Origin of the sequence: Reyranella sp. (assembly GCF_965279465.1) — a bacterium.
Taxonomy (GTDB): Bacteria; Pseudomonadota; Alphaproteobacteria; order Reyranellales; family Reyranellaceae; genus Reyranella.
Genome location: NZ_OZ257242.1, coordinates 7,748,955 through 7,769,485, shown reverse-complemented (window position 1 = coordinate 7,769,485; position 20,531 = coordinate 7,748,955). Strand labels below are relative to the sequence as shown.

At 61.3% G+C, this 20,531-nt stretch carries 12 protein-coding genes, 3 tRNA genes, 3 rRNA genes and 1 pseudogene; 12 read left to right on the top strand and 7 right to left on the bottom strand.

Going from position 1 to position 20,531, the window contains the following annotated elements; all coding sequences use genetic code 11:
- Nucleotides 1–57: 57 nt before the first annotated feature.
- From prfA to ACQY8M_RS37875, 3 genes are all read left to right on the top strand, one after another.
- Nucleotides 58–1,122, top strand: a complete 1,065-nt coding sequence (gene prfA / locus ACQY8M_RS37885; RefSeq protein ID WP_428667654.1) for a peptide chain release factor 1 — start codon at nucleotides 58–60, stop codon at nucleotides 1,120–1,122.
- A gap of 20 nt (nucleotides 1,123–1,142) precedes the next feature.
- Complete coding sequence (gene prmC / locus ACQY8M_RS37880; protein ID WP_428667652.1) at nucleotides 1,143–1,982, top strand: peptide chain release factor N(5)-glutamine methyltransferase; 840 nt, start codon at nucleotides 1,143–1,145, stop codon at nucleotides 1,980–1,982.
- Nucleotides 1,983–2,160: 178 nt separating this feature from the next.
- The gene (locus ACQY8M_RS37875; RefSeq protein WP_428667650.1) at nucleotides 2,161–3,003 is read left to right on the top strand and encodes a DUF4167 domain-containing protein; all 843 of its coding nucleotides are present in this window, start codon (nucleotides 2,161–2,163) and stop codon (nucleotides 3,001–3,003) included.
- 7 nt (nucleotides 3,004–3,010) lie between these two features.
- Here the strand turns inward: ACQY8M_RS37875 and ACQY8M_RS37870 are convergent, their stop codons facing one another.
- Entirely contained in the window at nucleotides 3,011–3,571 is a 561-nt protein-coding gene (locus ACQY8M_RS37870) for a DUF4337 domain-containing protein (RefSeq protein ID WP_428667648.1), read from the bottom strand.
- A 194-nt stretch (nucleotides 3,572–3,765) separates the two neighbouring features.
- Here ACQY8M_RS37870 and clpB point away from each other — a divergent pair, with 194 nt between their 5' ends.
- Complete coding sequence (gene clpB / locus ACQY8M_RS37865; RefSeq protein ID WP_428667646.1) at nucleotides 3,766–6,372, top strand: ATP-dependent chaperone ClpB; 2,607 nt, start codon at nucleotides 3,766–3,768, stop codon at nucleotides 6,370–6,372.
- A gap of 53 nt (nucleotides 6,373–6,425) precedes the next feature.
- Here the strand turns inward: clpB and ACQY8M_RS37860 are convergent, their stop codons facing one another.
- Nucleotides 6,426–7,853, bottom strand: coding sequence for a peptidoglycan DD-metalloendopeptidase family protein (locus ACQY8M_RS37860; RefSeq protein ID WP_428667644.1), 1,428 nt, complete (start codon nucleotides 7,851–7,853; stop codon nucleotides 6,426–6,428).
- Between the two features lie 559 nt (nucleotides 7,854–8,412).
- Here ACQY8M_RS37860 and ACQY8M_RS37855 point away from each other — a divergent pair.
- The 7 genes from ACQY8M_RS37855 (at nucleotide 8,413) to ACQY8M_RS37825 (ending at nucleotide 14,016) form a co-directional block, all read left to right on the top strand.
- A 16S ribosomal RNA gene (locus ACQY8M_RS37855) occupies nucleotides 8,413–9,901 on the top strand.
- Between the two features lie 169 nt (nucleotides 9,902–10,070).
- Nucleotides 10,071–10,147: transfer RNA gene (locus ACQY8M_RS37850), tRNA-Ile, on the top strand.
- A gap of 89 nt (nucleotides 10,148–10,236) precedes the next feature.
- Nucleotides 10,237–10,312 (top strand) — tRNA-Ala (locus ACQY8M_RS37845).
- A gap of 235 nt (nucleotides 10,313–10,547) precedes the next feature.
- Nucleotides 10,548–13,277 (top strand): 23S ribosomal RNA (locus tag ACQY8M_RS37840).
- An 81-nt stretch (nucleotides 13,278–13,358) separates the two neighbouring features.
- Nucleotides 13,359–13,473 (top strand): 5S ribosomal RNA (gene rrf, locus ACQY8M_RS37835).
- Together the 16S, 23S and 5S rRNA genes with 3 tRNA genes alongside form the textbook arrangement of a ribosomal RNA operon.
- Nucleotides 13,474–13,524: 51 nt before the next feature.
- Nucleotides 13,525–13,601: transfer RNA gene (locus ACQY8M_RS37830), tRNA-Met, on the top strand.
- Nucleotides 13,602–13,671: 70 nt separating this feature from the next.
- Nucleotides 13,672–14,016, top strand: coding sequence for a hypothetical protein (locus ACQY8M_RS37825; protein ID WP_428667642.1), 345 nt, complete (start codon nucleotides 13,672–13,674; stop codon nucleotides 14,014–14,016).
- Nucleotides 14,017–14,190: 174 nt separating this feature from the next.
- Here the strand turns inward: ACQY8M_RS37825 and ACQY8M_RS37820 are convergent.
- The 5 genes and pseudogenes from ACQY8M_RS37820 to ACQY8M_RS37800 form a co-directional block, all read right to left on the bottom strand.
- A pseudogene (locus ACQY8M_RS37820) lies at nucleotides 14,191–15,456 on the bottom strand (recombinase family protein); the annotation flags it as partial.
- Nucleotides 15,389–15,604 carry a hypothetical protein gene (locus tag ACQY8M_RS37815; RefSeq protein ID WP_428667640.1) on the bottom strand — a complete coding sequence of 72 codons (216 nt, stop codon included), beginning with the start codon at nucleotides 15,602–15,604 and terminating at the stop codon, nucleotides 15,389–15,391. The gene ACQY8M_RS37815 and the pseudogene ACQY8M_RS37820, both read right to left, overlap by 68 nt.
- A gap of 135 nt (nucleotides 15,605–15,739) precedes the next feature.
- Nucleotides 15,740–16,819: a tyrosine-type recombinase/integrase gene (locus tag ACQY8M_RS37810; protein WP_428667638.1), complete on the bottom strand. Its 1,080-nt coding sequence runs from the start codon at nucleotides 16,817–16,819 to the stop codon at nucleotides 15,740–15,742.
- An 11-nt stretch (nucleotides 16,820–16,830) separates the two neighbouring features.
- Nucleotides 16,831–18,630, bottom strand: a complete 1,800-nt coding sequence (locus tag ACQY8M_RS37805; RefSeq protein ID WP_428667636.1) for a tyrosine-type recombinase/integrase — start codon at nucleotides 18,628–18,630, stop codon at nucleotides 16,831–16,833.
- 140 nt (nucleotides 18,631–18,770) lie between these two features.
- Nucleotides 18,771–18,971, bottom strand: coding sequence for a helix-turn-helix domain-containing protein (locus ACQY8M_RS37800; protein WP_428667634.1), 201 nt, complete (start codon nucleotides 18,969–18,971; stop codon nucleotides 18,771–18,773).
- A 190-nt stretch (nucleotides 18,972–19,161) separates the two neighbouring features.
- On the opposite strand from ACQY8M_RS37800, the gene ACQY8M_RS37795 reads away from it, so the two are divergent.
- Nucleotides 19,162–20,394, top strand: coding sequence for a DUF3644 domain-containing protein (locus ACQY8M_RS37795; protein ID WP_428667632.1), 1,233 nt, complete (start codon nucleotides 19,162–19,164; stop codon nucleotides 20,392–20,394).
- Nucleotides 20,395–20,531: the final 137 nt, after the last annotated feature.

Sequence of the window (20,531 nt, the reverse complement as noted above, 5' to 3'; positions counted from 1 at the left end):
GCAGATCATATCATATTTGCCTGTTGCGGCGCTTTTGTGTAACGAGCGGCCCGTCCCATGTCCCTGCTTCATAAACTCGACCAGATCGTTTCGCGGCATGCCGAGCTGCAGGCCAGCCTGTCGGCGGGCAATCTCGACTCCCAGAAGTTCGTCGCGGCGTCGAAGGAATATGCCGATCTCGGCCCGCTGGTCGAGGCAGTCAACGAGCTGCGCAAGGCCGAGCGGGAGCTGAAGGATACCGAGGCGATGGTCGCCGATCCCGACATGAAGGCGATGGCGGAGGAAGAGGCCGAGGCGCTCCGGAAGCGGCTGCCTGAGCTCGAGAAGACGGTGAAGAAGATGCTGCTGCCGAAGGATGCAGCGGACGAAAAAAATGCCATCCTTGAAATCCGCGCCGGAACCGGCGGCGACGAGGCGGCTCTCTTCGCGGCGGACCTGTTCCGGATGTACCAGCGCTACGCCGCCGAGCACGGCTGGAAGTTCGAGATCATGGAGCTCTCGGACACCGGCATCGGCGGTTACAAGGAAGCGGTCGCCACGGTGAGCGGCAAGGGTGTGTTCGCCCGGCTGAAGTTCGAGTCGGGCGTGCATCGCGTGCAGAGGGTGCCGGCGACCGAGGGTTCGGGCCGTATCCATACCTCGGCGGCGACGGTGGCGGTGCTGCCGGAAGCCGAGGAGTTCGACGTCAAGATCGACGAGAAGGACCTGCGCATCGACGTCTTCCGCGCGTCCGGGCCGGGCGGGCAGTCGGTAAACACGACCGACTCGGCGGTGCGCATCACCCATATCCCGACCGGCGTGGTGGTGAGCCAGCAGGACGAGAAGAGCCAGCACAAGAACAAGGCCAAGGCGATGAAGATTCTGCGCGCCCGGCTGTACGACGCCGAACGGCAGCGCCGCGACGATGCACGTGCCGCCGACCGCAAGGGCCAGGTCGGCTCGGGCGACCGCAGCGAGCGCATCCGCACCTACAATTTCCCGCAGAGCCGGATTACGGACCATCGCATCAACCTCACGCTCTACAATCTCGCCGAGGTGCTCGAGGGCCGTGGACTCGACGAGATCATCGATGCGCTGACCGCCGACGACGAGGCATCGCGGCTGGCGGAGCTCGCCAACTGAGCGTTTCCTACGACGCGCTGTTGCGCGATACCGCCGTCGCGTTGACCGCGGCCGGCATCGACAATGCCCGCTTCGAAGCGCGCCTGTTGCTCGCCCATGCCGCCGGCCTCTCGATCGAACAGTTGATCGCCCATGGCCGCGACGCGACGCCGGATGGTTTCGCGGCCGCGCTACGGTCCCTGACGGCAAGGCGCATCGCGCGCGAGCCGATGGCCTATATCCTGGGCGAACGCGAGTTCTGGGGCCTGCCGTTCAAGGTCTCGCCGGCCGTGCTGGTGCCACGGCCCGACAGCGAGACGGTGATCGAGGCGGTTCTCAGCCTGATGCCGGACCGGGGCCGCGCGTGGCGCATCCTCGACCTTGGTGTCGGCTCGGGCTGCCTGCTGCTGACCTTGCTTCGGGAATATCCACAGGCAAGCGGCGTCGGCCTCGACGTCTCGAACGAGGCGCTGGCGGTGGCGCGGCAGAATGCCCGGGCACTCGGCGTATCGGGCCGCGCGCGGCTCGTCTCAGGCGACTGGCGCCAGGCTGGGTGGAGCGAGCGGCTCGATGGCCCGTTCGATCTCGTGGTGTCCAATCCGCCCTATATCGACAGCGCCGCGATAGAGGGGCTGATGCCGGAGGTCGCCCGTTTCGAGCCGAGGCTGGCGCTCGATGGCGGCAGGGACGGTCTCGACGCCTATCGCCTGATCGCCGCGGCAGGACCGGAACTGGTTGCCGCCGACGGCCATCTCGTGGTCGAGGTTGGAGAGGGGCAAGCCGTTGACGTTAAAGGCCTTTTCGACATGGCCGGCTTGACGCCGCTCGCTCCCTGGAAAGATCTTGGCGGAATCGAAAGAGTGGTGCCCGCCAAGCAATAAAAGGTTGGCAACTCAAAGGATTAAGACTAGGTTTGCCTTAGCCCCTTAGGGGGTATGGCCGGTGCCGGCGCTTCGCCGACGGCCAGACATCCCTCGCACCATTGAGCTGTGACGGCGCCCGAGGAAGGGCAGAGGGTAGCGAAATCAAAACCGTCCGGCGTGTAACTGGCCCAGGTTAATGAGACCAAACAATCGGCAGCGGTCGCGTGGCGGCCGCAGTGGCGGAAGCGGCGGTGGCGGTGGCCACAATCAGCATAAGCAGCAGCACAATCACAATCCGAACCGCCCGCCCAATCGAAATCAGATTTTCGATAGCAGCGGTCCCGATGTGCGGGTGCGCGGCAATGCCCATCAGGTTTTCGACAAGTACCAGGCGCTGGCACGTGAGGCGGCCGCCTCGGGTGATCGGATCGCGGCCGAGGCCTACTGGCAATACGCCGACCACTACTTCCGCGTGATCCAGACCATGGGTGGCTTTGTCCCCCGCGGCGGCAATCAGGGCTGGGGCGACGGCGCCGGCGAGGATGGTCAGCAGCAGGGCCAGTTCAACGGGACACAGCAGGGCAACAACGGCGGCGGGAACGGCTACGACGAGGGCGAACCGCAGCAGAACCGTCAGCAGCGCGAGCCACAGCAAAGCCGCCAGCAAGGCGAGCCGCAGCAGAACCCTCAGCAAGGGGAGCCGCAGCAACATCGCCAGCCGGGTGAGCCGCAGCAGGGCCGCCAGCAGGGCGAACCTCAGCAAAATCGCCAGCAGGGTGAGCCGCAGCAGGGCCGCAAGCAGGGTGAGCTTCAGCAAGATCGCCAAGGCGAGGCTCAGCAGAATCGCCAGCAAGGCGAGTACCAGCAGCGCCGCCAGAGTGGAGGGCGCAGCGAGGATCAGGCTGAGAGCGAGCCGGGTCTCGGCGGTGTTGCCTTCCTGCAGACCGGACGCAGTGCGCCGATGAACCAGGATCCGGCCGATGACGAGCAGCCGGAGGTTCCGGAATTCGTTCCGGCAGGGGCCGGCCGGCGGCGCTAAGGCGCCGTCAGAGGTGGATCAGGGTCGGCGCGAGGAAGCCCAAAGCGGCGAAGGCGACCCCGAGCGTCCCCAAGCGAATCGACATGAACATCAGCCACGTCACCGTGGTCAGGGCGGATGCGCCCGCGAGCACGATGGCGAGCTGTAGCGCCGCCGAGCCGTATTCGAACATGTGGTAGGCGGCCAGCGCCTTGTCACGGGACTCCTCCTTGGCCTTGGCGCGGGCGGCCAGTTCTTTTCGCCCTTCCTTCGTCTCGGGCTCCGATTCATAGCGCTGCGCCGTCTTGCGCCAGGTGTCGACCTGAGTCTTGAGCCCGGCCGGCATGGGCTGCGCGCCGTCCTTGAACTGCGCTTCCACCGTGTCGGCAGCCGTCCGCATCGTCGTCTGGCGGATCGTCTTGGCCTGGAAGAACGACCATAGGTTCGAGGCGGTGATCTGCTCGGACAACGCATGGGTCTGGTTGCTCTTGCCGGCCGTCTCCGACACCGCCAGCAGGGCCGCCAGGACGGCGACCAGCAAGGCTATCTTCTTGTTTCCGCCTTCGACATGGCCATGGCCGCCGGACATGAAATTCTCCTGCTTGATTGACCGAGATCATTCGGCAGCGGTCTTTAGCCTGGCATCGTTACAACGAAAAGCCGTATCGCCTGTCCGGTCTTGCGCCTGCCTTTGGCCACACCATATCGAGCGCAGGATGCCCGGATAGGGGTCCGCTCTTTCGCCTGCCGCTGGACGGGGGCGTGAAAAGAAAGGGTAGAGCGATGAATCAAGAGAAATACACCGAACGGATGCGCGGGTTCCTGCAGAGCGCCCAGATGCTGGCGCTGCGGGAGGGACATCAGCGTTTCATTCCAGACCATCTTCTGAAGATCCTGCTGGACGATCCGGAGGGTCTCGCGGCCAACCTGATCACCGCTGCCGGCGGCGATTCGCGCGCCGTTCACCGTGCCGTCGAAGCCAATCTCGCCAAGCAGCCCAAGGTCGAAGGCCAAGGCGCGGGCCAGATCTACATGGCGCCCGAGACGGCGCGCATCTTCGAGCAGGCCGAGGCCATCGCCCAGAAGGCGGGCGACTCGTTCGTCACCGTCGAGCGCATGCTGATGGCGCTGGTGCTCGCCAAGGGCACCGAGGCCGCCGACGCGCTCGCCAAGGCGGGCGTCAAGCCGCAGCCGCTGGAGAAGGCGATCGCCGAACTGCGCAAGGGCCGCACCGCCGACTCCGCGTCGGCCGAGGGTAGCTACGATGCGCTCAAGAAATACGCCCGAGATCTCACCCAGGCGGCGCGCGACGGCAAGCTCGATCCGGTGATCGGCCGCGACGAGGAGATTCGGCGCACCATCCAGGTGCTGAGCCGCCGGACCAAGAACAATCCCGTGCTGATCGGCGAGCCCGGCGTCGGCAAGACCGCCATCGCCGAGGGGCTGGCGCTGCGCATCGTCAATGACGACGTGCCGGAATCGCTCAAGGGCAAGAAGCTGATGGCGCTCGACCTCGGCGCCATGGTCGCGGGCGCGAAGTTCCGCGGCGAGTTCGAGGAGCGCCTGAAGGCCGTGCTCTCCGAGATCTCCTCGGCCGAAGGTGACATCATCGTCTTCATCGACGAGTTGCATACGCTGATCGGCGCCGGCAAGGCCGATGGCGCGATGGACGCATCCAACATGCTGAAGCCCGCGCTCGCGCGCGGCGAGCTGCATTGCGTCGGCGCCACTACGCTCGACGAGTATCGCAAGCACATCGAGAAGGATGCGGCTCTCGCCCGTCGCTTCCAGCCGGTGTTCGTCGCCGAACCGACGGTCGAGGACACGATCTCGATCCTGCGCGGTCTCAAGGAGAAGTACGAGCTGCACCATGGCGTGCGTATCGCCGACGGCGCGATCGTGGCCGCGGCAACGCTGTCGAACCGCTACATCGCCGACCGGTTCCTGCCGGACAAGGCGATCGACTTGATGGACGAGGCGGCCAGCCGCATCCGCATGCAGGTCGACAGCAAGCCCGAGGAGCTCGACGAGCTCGACCGGCGCATCATCATGCTGAAGATCGAGCGTGAGGCGCTGAAGAAGGAGACCGACCAGGCGTCGCGCGACCGGCTCGAGCGGCTCGAGAAGGAGCTGAGCGAGCTCGAGCAGAAGTCTGCGTCGCTTACAGCGGCGTGGAAATCGGCCAAGGACAAGCTGGCGGACTCGCAGAAGATCAAGGAGCAGCTCGACAAGGCGCGTTCCGAGCTCGAGATCGCCCAGCGCCGGGGCGAGCTCGGCCGCGCGGGCGAGCTGGCTTACGGCGTGATTCCGGACCTCGAGCGCAAGCTCAAGGATGCCGAGGGCCACGAGGTCGCCGGCGGCAAGGGTGTGAAGGAAGAGGTCACGCCCGAGGACATCGCGGCCGTCGTGTCGCGTTGGACCGGCGTGCCGGTCGACAAGATGCTGGAGGGCGAGCGCTCGAAGCTTCTCCGCATGGAGGAGCAGGTCGGCAAGCGGGTCATCGGGCAGGACGAAGCCGTCCGTGCCGTGGCCAATGCCGTGCGGCGCGCGCGCGCCGGGCTGCAGGACCCGAACCGGCCGATCGGTTCGTTCCTGTTCCTGGGCCCGACCGGCGTCGGCAAGACCGAGCTGACCAAGGCGATCGCCGAGTTCCTGTTCGACGACGACCAGGCGATGGTGCGCATCGACATGAGCGAGTTCATGGAGAAGCATTCCGTCAGCCGCCTGATCGGGGCGCCGCCGGGCTATGTCGGCTACGACGAGGGCGGTGTGCTCACCGAGGCGGTGCGCCGGCGGCCCTACCAGGTGATCCTGTTCGACGAGGTCGAGAAGGCGCATCCGGACGTGTTCAACGTGCTGTTGCAGGTGCTGGACGACGGCCGGCTGACCGACGGCCAGGGCCGCACGGTCGACTTCAAGAACACGCTGATCGTGCTGACCTCGAACCTCGGCAGCGCGCACCTGGCCGCGCTCAAGGACGGTGAATCGACCGAGACCGTGCGTGCGCAGGTGATGGAGGATGTGCGCCGCGCCTTCCGGCCGGAGTTCCTCAATCGCCTCGACGAGATCCTGCTGTTCAGCCGGTTGAGCCGGGCGAACATGACGGACATCGTCGAAGTCCAGCTGCGCAAGCTGAGCAAGCTTCTGGCCGATCGCAAGATCGAGCTGAAGTTCGATGGCAAGGCGCTGCAGTGGCTGGCCAATCGCGGCTACGATCCGGTCTACGGCGCGCGGCCGTTGAAGCGGGTGATCCAGCGCAGCCTGCAGAACCCGCTGGCGACGCTGCTGCTCGAGGGCCGCATCCACGACGGCGACACCGTCGAGGTCGGGGTGGAGAACGGCGAGCTGACGGTCGGCGGCGAGCGTGTGCTGAGCGAAGCCGCGGACTGACGCTAGCTACAACCAGAAAGAGAAAGGGCCGCTTCGCGCGGCCCTTTTTTTGCTCAGTCACCGCCCGCGATCTGTGGGACGGTTCCGCCCCTCTTTGCCTCGGGCTTGCTGACCGGGATCTTGGGCGCGTTCTTGAGCTGAGCCAGATACTGGCTGGCCAGAGCTTTGAAGCGGGTCAGATCCTTGCCGCCGACCGACGCCTGCATGGCGAACTTTTGTGCCAGCGGATTGACCGCCCGCCCGCCCCGGTAGAACTCGTAATGGAGATGGGGTCCGGTCGACATGCCGGTAGAGCCGACGAAACCGATCACTTGTCCCTGGCGGACGGTAATGCCCGGCTTGATGCCGGGACCGAGCCGCGACATGTGCCCGTAGCCGGTGCCGATCTCGCGCGTGTGCGCCAGCTTTACGAAGAGGCCATATCCGCCATTGTACCCTGCCATCACTACCTTGCCCGCGCCGGCGGCCAGGATCGGGGTGCCCGACGGTGCGCCGAAATCGACGCCGGTATGCATGGCGCTGTAGCCCAGGATCGGATGCTCGCGCATGCCGAACCGCGATGTGACTTTCGACGCATCCATCGGTGTGCGCAGGAAAGACCGGACCACGCTCTCGCCTCTGGCGTTGTAGAACTGCTCCGCGCCGCCCTGGGGCCGGAAGCGGATCACCGTCACCGTGCGCTTGCCGAGAGCGAGTTCGCCGGCCAGGAGGTGTCCGGGGTGGGTGACCTTGCCGTCGCTGGTCACAAGCTGCTCCAGCAGCACGGTGAATTTCATGCCGACCTTCAACTCGCGCTGGAAGTCGACGTCATAGGCGAGGGCGCGGATGAACTCGGTCATCGCGGCGGAAGGGGCGCCGGCGGCGACCCCGCTCTGCTCGAGGGAGCCGCTGCGCTCGCCCTGGACGCGTACGATGCGCGGGCTCACGCGATAGATCTTTTCCTCGCCACCATATTTGCCGTCGTCCTGACGCTTCACGATGAACTCGCGCTCGGGCTGGGGCCGGATCGACAGCGACAGCACTGTCGGCGTGTCCGAGGGGCCGGTCGGCGTCTGGATCTCGAGGCGGATTTCCTCGCCGCGTGCGATCCGGCGTTTCTTCAGGATCGCCTGCAACGCCCGGTCTATTTGCTTGCGATCGGCTTCTCCGACGTCGATGTCGGCCAGGATCTTGTCGATCGTGTCGCCCTTCTCGATCCGCAGGGTCAGGTCGTAGCGGTCGCTCGCGGGCGGCTCCGGGTCGGCCGGTGGGGGCTCGGGCTGGCTGGGCCTGGCCTGGAAACCCTGAAAGCCTTTGAAGTCTGCCGCGGTGATGGGAGGTGGTGGTTCCGCATTGGCCAGGACGATGGGTTTAACGGCAACCTGGGATGCCGGTTGGGGAGCGGGCGGGTTCTGCTGATCGAGCACGACCAGTATCCCGAGCGTTAGCCCGATGGTGGCCGCGGCGAAAAGGACAGGTCGGAACAGCCCTAGCAGTGCCATCTGGCACTTTCCGACCGGCCCGACGGAGGGGGGAAACCCGTCATGACCGTTGACCTATGCGGATCCGGTGGTCCGGACCTCGGCTTGGGGTGGCGCCGTTGGCGAGATTCATACCGATCGGCAGGCGACTCTACATATTGATGCCGGAAAGGCCCGGCAGGCACAACGATACAATAGATTTGGTGGGCATTTTCAGAGTCTTACGAACCCTTCAAAGATTCGTAATTTTTGCGTTTGACACCCCGGAAGGTCACCCATATAAGCGCGGCTCCCGAGACGAACGGGGTCACCGAAAGGCGCCACGGACTATGAGTGGCGCGGGGTCTGAGGACCTGGAAGTGATCCTGTGGGCTCGAGGTCTCGACCTTTTGGTCGTGTGTTCTATGCATCGTTTGTTGGGAAAGGGATACGCCGGCGGCGGCGATCATCAGTCTGGCCTTCGGGTTGGGCGATGTTTTCGTCGTCGCTAGTTCGAGAGCCTGACCTTCGGGTTGGGTGATAAAATCTAGTGACGGGATCTATGGCTTCCGCTTCTCTTCGGAGGGGTTGGAGGCACGTTAAACTTGAGAGTTTGATCCTGGCTCAGAACGAACGCTGGCGGCAGGCTTAACACATGCAAGTCGAACGAACGTAGCAATACGTTAGTGGCGCACGGGTGAGTAACGCGTGGATATCTGCCTTTTGGTTCGGGATAACCTTGGGAAACTAGGGCTAATACCGAATGGTTCCTACGGGATAAAGATTTATCGCCAAAAGATGAGTCCGCGTCCGATTAGCTAGTTGGTGTGGTAACGGCGCACCAAGGCGACGATCGGTAGCTGGTCTGAGAGGACGATCAGCCACACTGGGACTGAGACACGGCCCAGACTCCTACGGGAGGCAGCAGTGGGGAATATTGGACAATGGGGGCAACCCTGATCCAGCCATGCCGCGTGAGTGATGAAGGCCTTCGGGTTGTAAAGCTCTTTTGGCGGGGACGATGATGACGGTACCCGCAGAATAAGCCCCGGCTAACTTCGTGCCAGCAGCCGCGGTAAGACGAAGGGGGCTAGCGTTGTTCGGAATTACTGGGCGTAAAGCGAGTGTAGGTGGTTGTCGTAGTCAGGCGTGAAAGCCTTGAGCTCAACTCAAGAAATGCGCTTGATACTGGGCAGCTAGAGGACCGGAGAGGATAGTGGAATTCCCAGTGTAGTGGTGAAATACGTAGAGATTGGGAAGAACACCAGTGGCGAAGGCGGCTATCTGGACGGTTTCTGACACTAAGACTCGAAAGCGTGGGGAGCAAACAGGATTAGATACCCTGGTAGTCCACGCCGTAAACGATGGGTGCTAGACGTTGGCGGGCTTGCCCGTCAGTGTCGCAGCTAACGCGTTAAGCACCCCGCCTGGGGAGTACGGCCGCAAGGTTGAAACTCAAAGGAATTGACGGGGGCCCGCACAAGCGGTGGAGCATGTGGTTCAATTCGACGCAACGCGAAGAACCTTACCAGCCCTTGACTTGTGACTCGCCGGCTCCAGAGACGGAGCCTTCGGTTCGGCCGGAGTCAACACAGGTGCTGCATGGCTGTCGTCAGCTCGTGTCGTGAGATGTTGGGTTAAGTCCCGCAACGAGCGCAACCCTCGTCTCCAGTTGCCATCAGGTTATGCTGGGCACTTTGGAGAAACTGCCGGTGACAAGCCGGAGGAAGGTGGGGATGACGTCAAGTCCTCATGGCCCTTACGGGCTGGGCTACACACGTGCTACAATGGCGGTGACAGTGGGATGCGAAGGGGCGACCCGGAGCCGATCCTAAAAAGCCGTCTCAGTTCGGATTGCACTCTGCAACTCGAGTGCATGAAGGTGGAATCGCTAGTAATCGAGGATCAGCATGCCTCGGTGAATACGTTCCCGGGCCTTGTACACACCGCCCGTCACGCCATGGGAGTTGGTTCTACCCGAAGATGGTGCGCTAACCGCAAGGAGGCAGCCAGCCACGGTAGGATCAATGACTGGGGCGAAGTCGTAACAAGGTAGCCGTAGGGGAACCTGCGGCTGGATCACCTCCTTTCTAAGGAAGATTGGAAGCAATTCCGGTCTTTACTAGACACTAAATCGAAGTCTGGTTTCTCAAGCCGGACCGCCGCCGTCGACGCATCCCTTTCCTGTGATGGTAATTGGCGCGACAGATCCGTCTCGGGACGAAGTTCCGTGGGTCTGCCGCTTCGTCTGCCCGAACCGGGCTAGTAGCTCAGCTGGTTAGAGCGCGCGCTTGATAAGCGTGAGGTCGGAGGTTCAAATCCTCCCTGGCCCACCAAGTTGCGCGGTCGGCTCGACTTTTGGTCGAGGGGCCGGCCCGCGTTGGGGACGAAGCGAGATCGCGATCGAGACCGGAGTTCTCAAAACGGGGGCATAGCTCAGTTGGGAGAGCGCCTGCTTTGCAAGCAGGAGGTCGTCGGTTCGATCCCGTCTGCCTCCACCATCACTCGTGCGCGAAAGCGCGCGGCATAGAACACGAGGCACCGCTGGTGCCGAGTTCGTTCTTTGACATCGTTCATCGGAAGTATGAGGTCTTTAAAGTCTAGATTATTCCGCGCTTCATCGCCTAGGTGAAGTGGCAGGAATGGGTATGAGGCCGTTATCGTTGTGGGGGTCGTCCCCTGCACGGAACGAGCCGTGATGACGATGAAAGTCGTCATTTCGCTGACAAAACGTGAGATCAAGCACAATAAGGGCGTTTGGCGGATGCCTTGGCACTGAGAGGCGATGAAGGACGTGATAGGCTGCGATAAGCTTCGGGGAGTTGCCAATACACTTTGATCCGAAGATTTCCGAATGGGGAAACCCCATCCATCAGGATGATCGCCGACTGAATTCATAGGTCGGCGAGGCGAACCCAGGGAACTGAAACATCTCAGTACCTGGAGGAAAGGACATCAACAGAGACTCCGCTAGTAGTGGCGAGCGAACGCGGACCAGGCCAGTGATGCGATTGTAAGAACCGGAACACTCTGGAAAGGGTGGCCATAGCGGGTGATAGCCCCGTACGGGTAGAAAGCAGTTGCATCCTCGAGTAGGGCGGGACACGTGCAATCCTGTCTGAACACGGGGGGATCACCCTCCAAGCCTAAGTACTCCTCAGTGACCGATAGTGAACAAGTACCGTGAGGGAAAGGTGAAAAGCACCCCGACAAGGGGAGTGAAACAGACCTGAAACCGAACGCCTACAAACAGTCGGAGGCCGCAAGGCTAACGGCGTACCTTTTGTATAATGGGTCAGCGACTTACTCTGTGCAGCAAGCTTAAGCCGATAGGCGTAGGCGTAGCGAAAGCGAGTCTGAATAGGGCGCTTAGTTGCACGGAGTAGACCCGAAACCGGGTGATCTAGTCATGGGCAGGTTGAAGGCGCGGTAACGCGCGCTGGAGGACCGAACCGGTTACCGTTGCAAAGGTATCGGATGACCTGTGATTAGGGGTGAAAGGCCAACCAAACTCGGAAATAGCTGGTTCTCCGCGAAAACTATTTAGGTAGTGCGTCGTGTGATTGCCATCGGGGGTAGAGCACTGGATGGGCTAGGGGGATCCAAAGTCTTACCAAACCTAACCAAACTCCGAATACCGATGAGTACAGCACGGCAGACAGACGGCGGGTGCTAAGGTCCGTCGTCGAGAGGGAAACAGCCCAGACCGCCAGCTAAGGTCCCCAAGTCATGGCTAAGTGGAAAAGGATGTGGGAAGGCCATAACAACCAGGAGGTTGGCTTAGAAGCAGCCATCCTTTAAAGAAAGCGTAATAGCTCACTGGTCTAAACAAGCAATCCTGCGCCGAAGATGTACCGGGGCTAAAGCCATGCACCGAAGCTGCGGACTCGAAAGAGTGGTAGCGGAGCGTTCCGTAAGCCTGTGAAGGGAGACCCGTGAGGGCTCCTGGAGGTATCGGAAGTGAGAATGCTGACATGAGTAGCGACAAGAAGCGTGAGAGACGCTTCCGCCGTAAGTCCAAGGGTTCCTGCGCAAGGTCAATCCGCGCAGGGTTAGCCGGCCCCTAAGGTGAGGGCGACAGCCGTAGCCGATGGGAACCACGTCAATATTCGTGGGCCTGCTGGAAGTGACGGATCCGAAAGGTGGCCCGAGCTCGTTGGCGAATGCTCGGGCGGCTCCAGGGTTCCAGGAAATAACTCCAGCGTATAGACCGTACCCTAAACCGACACAGGTGGACTGGTAGAGTATACCAAGGCGCTTGAGGGAACCATGTTGAAGGAACTAGGCAATTTACCCCCGTAACTTCGGGATAAGGGGGCCTCTGGCGGTCTCGCCAGAGGGGCACAGACCAGGGGGTGGCGACTGTTTAACAAAAACACAGGGCTCTGCTAAGCCGTGAGGCGAAGTATAGGGTCTGACGCCTGCCCGGTGCCGGAAGGTTAAGAGGAGAGGTTCACGCCTTGAATTGAAGCCCCGGTAAACGGCGGCCGTAACTATAACGGTCCTAAGGTAGCGAAATTCCTTGTCGGGTAAGTTCCGACCTGCACGAATGGCGTAACGACTTCCCCGCTGTCTCCAACATGGGCTCGGCGAAATTGAATTCCCCGTGAAGATGCGGGGTACCCGCAGTTAGACGGAAAGACCCCGTGCACCTTTACTACAACTTTGCAGTGGCATTAGAGATTGGATGTGTAGGATAGGCGGGAGCCTTTGAAGCCCGGGCGCTAGCTCGGGTGGAGGCACCCTTGAAATACCGCCCTTTTGATCTTTGATGTCTAACCGCGGTCCGTTATCCGGATCCGGGACCCTGCATGGTGGGTAGTTTGACTGGGGCGGTCGCCTCCCAAAGAGTAACGGAGGCGCGCGATGGTGGGCTCAGGCTGGTCGGAAATCAGCCGCTGAGTGCAATGGCACAAGCCCGCCTGACTGCGAGACTGACAAGTCGAGCAGGGACGAAAGTCGGCCATAGTGATCCGGTGGTTCCGCGTGAGTGGGCCATCGCTCAACGGATAAAAGGTACGCCGGGGATAACAGGCTGATACCACCCAAGCGTCCACAGCGACGGTGGTGTTTGGCACCTCGATGTCGACTCATCACATCCTGGGGCTGGAGCAGGTCCCAAGGGTTCGGCTGTTCGCCGATTAAAGTGGTACGTGAGTTGGGTTCAAAACGTCGTGAGACAGTTTGGTCCCTATCTGCTGTGGGTGTTCGAGACTTGAGAGGAGCCGTCCTTAGTACGAGAGGACCGGGATGGACTTACCTCTGGTGTACCGGTTATGGCGCCAGCCGTAGCGCCGGGTAGCTATGTAGTGAAGGGATAAACGCTGAAAGCATCTAAGCGTGAAACCCGCCTCAAAACCAGGTCTCGCTGAGAGTCGTGGTAGACCACCACGTTGATAGGCCGCATGTGCAAGTGCAGCGATGCATTCAGCTTAGCGGTACTAATAGCTCGATCGGCTTGATCTCAATCGTTCCGTGCAGCGGTCGACATCCGCTGCCGGCTTCTTGCTCTGGACTGCACGAGACCTCATGCTTGCGCTTCGACGACCTGGTGGCACTAGCGAGGGGTGAACACCCGATCCCATTCCGAACTCGGCCGTGAAAACCCTCAGCGCCGATGGTACTGTGTCTCAAGGCACGGGAGAGTAGGTCGCTGCCAGGTCTTCCAAGCGCACGCCCTTCCGATAAACGACAACGCGCACCCAGGACCCAACGCGGGGTGGAGCAGCCCGGTAGCTCGTCAGGCTCATAACCTGAAGGTCGTAGGTTCAAATCCTGCCCCCGCAACCACTTTGACCGAACGTACGTCGGTCGCTGACAAAGCCGCTCCAAGTGGGGCGGCTTTCTTGCGTTCAGCGCCGTGCGCCAACTGCACCATGGCGGCGATATCGCCAATCAGCTCGATCTCCGTCTCGGTACCCGTGGTTACCACGACCCGCTCGACCAAGGAGCGGATGAGCTCGAAGGCCTCTGCCTGGAGAAGGGGATCGGCAAGCGCGGCCTGCAGGCCCGCGACGCGCTTGCGATAGACCTCTCCCAGATTGGGGTGCATGCGGACAGCCGGGACCTCTCCATCGGCCAGCAACTTCTCCAGCTCGGCCTTCCGGGCTTCAAGCCGGTCGAGGCCGGCGAGCAGGCTCGAATTGCGGACCCCGGAGGCGATGGCCTCGACCAGGCGGTCGATGCGAGTATCGATAGTCTTTAACTCCTGCTGGGCCTGCGACCGTGCTGCGACGGCTGCCGCACGATCACGATTGACCTCTCGATTGAAGGCGTCGACGAACTCCTTGATATTCTCAGGCGCCATCAGCTGGTGATGCAGCCCGTCGAGGATCACGCGCTCAATGTGCCCCCGACGGACGGCTCGCTTGTTCGCGCACTCTCCCCGGCGCCTGGCGCGATTGCACCCGAGATACTCCTTGCCGATCGCCGCGAGGACGGAACCACAGGCGCCGCAGAAGACGAGACCGCTGAGCAGGGACTTGGGCCGGCGATGTTCCCAGAAGCGGGACTCGCGCAGCTTTGTTACTGTTGGGGAGTTCCGGATGGTCCCCAGGCGTTCGGCGACCCGCTGCCAGAGGTGTTCGTCCACAATCCGCAGCTCGGGCACTTCACGGACAACCCACTCGGAACGGTCGTTGGGGCGGGATACCCGTCGACCTGTATCCGGGTCCTTACTGTAGCGCTGCCGGTTCCAGACAAGGCTTCCGGCATAGAGTTCGTTACGAAGTATCCCAGTGCCGCGTTCCGCGTGGCCCCTGATCGTGGTGTCAATCCAGCTGCGGCCGCCTGGTCCTGGCACGCCATCCGCGTTGAGCTGGCGGGCAATGGCAATTGGGCTCGAGCCGGTAGAGAACTCCTCGAAAATCCGGCGAACCACCCGGGCCTCGGCCTCGTTGATCGAACGTCTTCCCCGGATCGGCTCGCCGGCGACGTTGTGCTGTCGGAGCACGGTGTAGCCGTAAGCGATGCCGCCGCCCGACAGTCCTTCCCGAACCCGCCCCTCCAGGCCACGGTGGGTCTTCGCGGCCAGGTCCTTCAGGAAGAGCGCATTCATCGTGCCCTTCAGCCCCACATGAAGCTCGTTAATCTCCCCCTCGCTACGGGTGATCAGGCGAACGCCGAAGTGCGTCAGGCGCTTGTAGAGCCCCGCCACGCCCTCCTGATCCCGGGAGATCCGGTCCAGCGCCTCGGCCACGACGACATCGACCCCACCTAGCCGGCAGTCGTCGATCAGCCGCTGGATCTCAGGCCGGAACAGGGATGCCCCGCTCATGGCGTGATCGGCATAGACGGTAAGTACGGACCATCCTTCGCGTTCGGCCATCTCGCGACAAACGCGGACCTGGTCATCAATGGAGTGTTCGCTTTGGACGTCGCTCGAATAGCGAGCGTAGATTGCCGCGCGCACGCATCCGGTGGTGTCGTGTTTCGGCTTCACTCTGACCTCCCTGTACTGATTGGCGGGACGACGGGTTGCAGCTGCCGGAGCATGTCCCCGGATGAAGGAAGAACGAAGCACCTTCGAGCGTTTGCTCTCCCTGCTGATCTGGCCGACAGCTGATGGAGGGCATCGTTCAGTCAATGTCGTTGGCCACTGGAGGAAGCTCTCCGTCGAATTCAGTGCAGATAGTGACCAGTTCATCCGGAGCGTCGCTGCTTGCATGCGTGCCCCACTGGCGAACAAAGTCGTTTGCCGCGGCTCGGGCGAGCAGGGCGGCAAGTCTGCCAACAGGGGTCTTGTCTACAGGACGGCGGCTGGGAGTGCTGTCTACGATTTTGCAGGTCTTCATGAGGGCTTCCAGTTTCGAGGCCCACTTACAGCTAGCCGAAATTCAGATTAACGCAATACCCTTTTGCAGTTGGCGCAATCATAAGTTGTACCAACATTAACGAGATGGAAGCCCGGATTTTTGGCCAATGCGCACCTATAGAACTGCCTTACCTCGGCGGAAGCGGCGCCGGTTCAAGGTTTCGCCGAACTTGCGGCTGGCCGCGATCTTGTCGGCCAGCACGTACAGGTCGCGGCTGGTTTCCGCCTGATGCTGGAGGAGGGGAGTGGCTAGCTTGATCAGGTCCGGTCGCTCCAGGGCGAGCGAAGTCGCCGCGCTGTGACGAAACGAGTGAGGAAATACGGGCTCATCGAACTCCTCGTTTGTGCGCTTCCTGATTATGCCGTAAATGCCCTTGCAGGATAGTTGGCCGCCATCACGCGCTATCCACAGCGCGACGGTCTTGTCTATTGCATCATCCCTCGCGAGCAGGATCGGGCGGAACTCGTCGACATACCTTCGAAACAGGTGGGATAGCTCGCGGTCGAGCTGCGCCTCATAGGCGTTGCCCTCTTTCATCTCCTGCGCCGACCACTTGATCTGGTACACATCGCCGCGTGCGATGAGGTGTTGGTCCAAGGCCATCGCGTGGAGCGGTGACAGCCTCGGCACGGCCAAGGCCAGGAAGACAATTATCAGACCATCGCGATATGAGATCGCCCTGGTCACCCCATTCTGTTTCGAGTCCGAGTGGCAGGCATTATTCATGAGAGACATGCCTAACGCCACCAGGTCGGCGGTATGTCGGGATCTCTGAGAGGTACGGCGCCGATCTGAGCGCTCCAAACGCAACCGGTTGATGCCCCGCATCAGCCAATCGGTTCGGTACTCAGGTGATATTGCCGCGAGTGCCGCACGCACCCCGTCTACGCGGTTGGCGATCGTGCGGGTCGACAGATCGTGGCTGCGCATGTCGTCGACGTAGGCACCGATGATCTCAGAAGTCGCGTATTCTCGCAGTTCTCCAACATCCCGAAGTCGCTTTGTACAAGCGAGCCAGCCAGCGAAGTAGCCGACGTTCCCGATGTGAAATTCGTACGTCGTGGCACGCCAGCCCGCAGCCACGCTGGGCATTTCCAGTGGGTTAGTTGGTGTATTGCGAAGGTCGAGGAGGCGACGGAACTCCGGCGGCCAAGCCTCGGGCTTGACCACCGAATACGGCACGAGCTTTGCCATGGTGAATGTTCTCAGGCGAGCTTGAGCTTGGTGATCTTGTCGTTACGTGATCCGAGCACTGCTGCGGTGAAATGCTTGATCGCTTTGGTGGCTTGAAGATGAGCGTAGAACTTCTGCGTCGTCTTGTCGGAGGTGTGACCCAGCATCACTTGGGGGACGCCGAAGTTACCGGGGTGTGCGTCGAGGTAGAGCATCGTGCCGATGTGCCGGAACAAATGGACGTTGATGTTCAAGTCCAGGCATTTCCGGATAAGGTTGGACACCAGGTTGGCAACCATTGTGCGGCGGTTCTGGAACTTCCCGCTGACGGGCAGGAACAGCAGGTCGGAGTGATGCTGGCCGCCCGTGGATGCCTTGAGCAGCAAGGGGCGGCATCTCTTCAGATAGAATTGGATCATGCCGATCGTCTGCTTCGTCAGCTCGAAGCGAAGTGGCTGCTTGTTCTTGACATCCCTTGGGTCGACCACCAGTGACCACACGCCTCCGGCCGTCGGCTGGGCAGGCCAGAAGCTAGTCTTGAGGTCGATGTCGGCGAGGTTCTTTCGGCGAACCATGGTTGTCAGAAGGAGTTCCATCGCGAGGGCGGCCATCATCTGGGTGGCGTCGTTGATCGTGATGACTTTCTTCTTCTTGATCTCGGCCATGATCCGGTAGGGCAGGAACAGGAAGTCCTCGACGATGGCCGGGTTGGAAAACTGCTCGAGCTTCTCGATGTTCTTCTTGCTGAAACCCGGAGTGCCGAGCTTCTTCTCGATGACTTTGAATATGCCATTGCGGATCTGGTTGATCCTTTCGGCCGGGGGGTGGACATAGTTGTCGGCAAACGACACCCAAGTCGCGGCCATGTTCAGGTGGTCCTTCAAGAAGGTGTCGCCAGCGTGCTGGTGGAACCAGCTCATCGCCTTCTGCAGCCATCCCACTTCGAGGAGAGCGTCCAAGCTGGTGATTTCAGACGGCGCGCGGCCCTGATGCACCTGGGCTGATGCCGTTCGCCAGGCCACGTCGCGGTAGCGTTGCAGAGTGTCCGGCGAAAGCTGGGTGGGCCAGGTAATGTCGAAAATATTCTTCGGCGGCGTACTCGACATGTTCACGTACGTGTCGATGTCCTTCCAGAGCGTCGTGGGCAGGTCGCCCTTGGGGACGCTCACCAACCGCGGATTGATGAGTTTCGGGAATTCTGGCAGCGGCCAATTGGAAATCGTTGCGCGAGCCCTATTGCAGGCCCTGAGCGTCTTCTGCAAGGTTGCTCGAGGCTTCTTGAAGGACGACTTGTACAGCGTCTCCTCTGCGAACTCGTCCCACACGGCCAGGGTGACGCCGCTCGGGGGGATGTTCCGACTGGAGCAGAACTTGCCCAAGGTGCTCAAGCTGACGCGCGCGTCCTTGTCGCAAATGGAATTGATCAGCACGGTCCAGTCATGGCTAGTGATCCCGCCGCGACGGGAGCCGACTTTCAAGATGCCGGCGCGGCAGAGCACTTGGTTCAGAAGGGTGACAATGTTGGAACGGCGGACCTTCTTGAGGGGCTTGTGCTGGCGGATGCGTTTGACTCGGTCGTCGACGAGGTAACGTACCTCGAGCGGGATGCTCGCAAGCGGGATACCGTCGACCTTTCCGAGCCATTTGATTGCTGCGGCTTCGTTGCTCTTCTGGTTCTTGTTGCGCTGCGGATCGCCAAGCACCCATTCCAGCAGGTCCTGGGCTGTGTTGAGGGGCGGGGGCGAAGCCCTGATGTCGGAGGCCAGCGAGACGATCGGTTCGTCGGGCAGGAATTCCATGGCGTTTTCGAGCGCTTCTTTGTCGATGGACATAATTGGACCTGAGAGGACACGAGGGGAAGGGGATGCCGATTAACGGGAGTGATACACGAAAATGTTCACTTAAGTGCTTAATCACACAACCGTTAACGGCCTCTGCGCATAGGACCCGAGAGGACTGAATTGGACAGCGCTTACAGGCACTTGGACGAAGCGAGGAACAGCGCCAAATCGTTCTCAGCGATGCGCCATGAGCGGCCATACTGGTGGGCCTTGAGCGCCCCAGAAGCGATCCAACGGCGGACCTGACGGGTTGAAAATTGGATGTAATCGGCGACCTGCTTGATCGTCAGCAGCTTGGGCAGGGAGATCGGTGGATTGGTTGGTTTCGACATAGCGCGTTGCTCCATCGACGCAGGGTGATGCGGCCGGACCTGTCCGGACGCGTCTGCGCTTCGATGGAGACGCTAGGGCTGCACTTGGTGAATCGATACGTTTACCAGCCGGAGTGGCGGCAACCAGCTACCGGCGGAGATGTCCAACGCATAAAGTCTATCACCAACAGGCGAAACATGGGGAACGACCATGCCAGTGCGCAGGCGGGGAAATAGGCTCGAACGCTGGGAAATCTCTCTCATCAAGGCCATGGTCGCGGACGGACGATGGCCGAACGATCAGGACATACTTGCCTATTTCACTCGTCCAACTCGCTCGATCAATCACCGCGCCATTGCTGAAATTCGGACCGGCGCCAAGCATACGGCACTAAAGGCCACTGATGCGGATGAACTCGACAGCTTCATTGCTTCTTGGCCGGAGGTAGACTCTGAAACAGGGCTGTCGGTTCGGGGTGACGAGCTTCTGATCAAGGCGCGTGAAGCAATGATCGCCGCCGTTCACACCTTTAACAGTGCGGGACTGACCTTCCGGGCCGAATTATTTGTTGTCACGGCCGTCATCGCCTGGACCTATCTGCTTCATGCTTGGTTCAAGCGGGAAGGCATCGATTATCGCCACACCCGGAACCACAACGGGGAGAGAGCAGTCGTCAAGACGACCGGAGGAGCGGACAAGTATTGGGATCTGGCGCAGTGCCTAAAGCACCTGAAATGCCCGATCGACCAGGGCGCTCAAACGAACTTGGCCTTCCTGCTAGGCATACGGCATGAGATCGAGCACCGATCAACCAGTCGGATCGACGATGCCATCAGCGCTAAGCTCCAAGCGTGTTGTATAAACTTCAATGACTCCATCAAGGGGCTGTTTGGCGCTCAATATGCTCTCGAACGCCGCCTACCGATTGCCCTCCAGTTCGTAACCTTTAATCTTGATCAGCGCACCCTGCTAAAGAAGGCCGGTACAATGCCGCGCCATGTCGAGACGATGATGGACGCGTTTGAGCAGCAGCTGACGCCGGAGCAAAGAGCTGATCCGCGCTTCGCCTTCCGCGTGTTCATGGTTCACAAGACCGCCAATCGCGCGCCGGGCGCAGACCTCGCCGTGGAACTCGTACCGCCTGGCTCGGATATCGCGGAAAAGTTCAACTTGGCGCTGAAGGAGGTGGAAAAGCGAAAGTACCTGCCGAATGAGATCGTGAAGATCATGGTCGCAGAAGGCTGTAGCCGCTTCACCATGGATAGCCACACGAGACTATGGAAGCGATTGGTGGCGAAAGAGGCCGCCAAGGGCTACGGCGCGGTCGCCGTCGGCAAGCAGTGGTGTTGGTACGAGACTTGGCTAAATCGTGTACGCGAGGAGTGTCAGGAGCATCCAGCACAATACCGGCCATTGCCACCGAGCGTCAGTCAATCGGAGTAGGCGGCGGCCTCTGACGTTCAGCACCCATCCGTGCTTCGTGGGCAGTTTGCCATGGAAGCCCGAGCGAGTCGGGTGTCGGATTCCAGAGCGGAAATGCGTCTGGCCAAGTTCGGCGGCCGCGCCAAGGGGCACTATCT

Bases quoted from the DNA above. Each gene is read 5' to 3' on its own strand.
- ACQY8M_RS37875 (WP_428667650.1), top strand. From the start codon at position 2,161: ATGAGACCAAACAATCGGCAGCGGTCGCGTGGCGGCCGCAGTGGCGGA.
- ACQY8M_RS37800 (WP_428667634.1), bottom strand. From the start codon at position 18,971: ATGTCGAAACCAACCAATCCACCGATCTCCCTGCCCAAGCTGCTGACG.
- ACQY8M_RS37810 (WP_428667638.1), bottom strand. From the start codon at position 16,819: ATGGCAAAGCTCGTGCCGTATTCGGTGGTCAAGCCCGAGGCTTGGCCG.
- prfA (WP_428667654.1), top strand. From the start codon at position 58: ATGTCCCTGCTTCATAAACTCGACCAGATCGTTTCGCGGCATGCCGAG.
- ACQY8M_RS37815 (WP_428667640.1), bottom strand. From the start codon at position 15,604: ATGAAGACCTGCAAAATCGTAGACAGCACTCCCAGCCGCCGTCCTGTA.
- ACQY8M_RS37805 (WP_428667636.1), bottom strand. From the start codon at position 18,630: ATGTCCATCGACAAAGAAGCGCTCGAAAACGCCATGGAATTCCTGCCC.
- ACQY8M_RS37795 (WP_428667632.1), top strand. From the start codon at position 19,162: ATGCCAGTGCGCAGGCGGGGAAATAGGCTCGAACGCTGGGAAATCTCT.
- ACQY8M_RS37870 (WP_428667648.1), bottom strand. From the start codon at position 3,571: ATGTCCGGCGGCCATGGCCATGTCGAAGGCGGAAACAAGAAGATAGCC.
- clpB (WP_428667646.1), top strand. From the start codon at position 3,766: ATGAATCAAGAGAAATACACCGAACGGATGCGCGGGTTCCTGCAGAGC.
- ACQY8M_RS37860 (WP_428667644.1), bottom strand. From the start codon at position 7,853: ATGGCACTGCTAGGGCTGTTCCGACCTGTCCTTTTCGCCGCGGCCACC.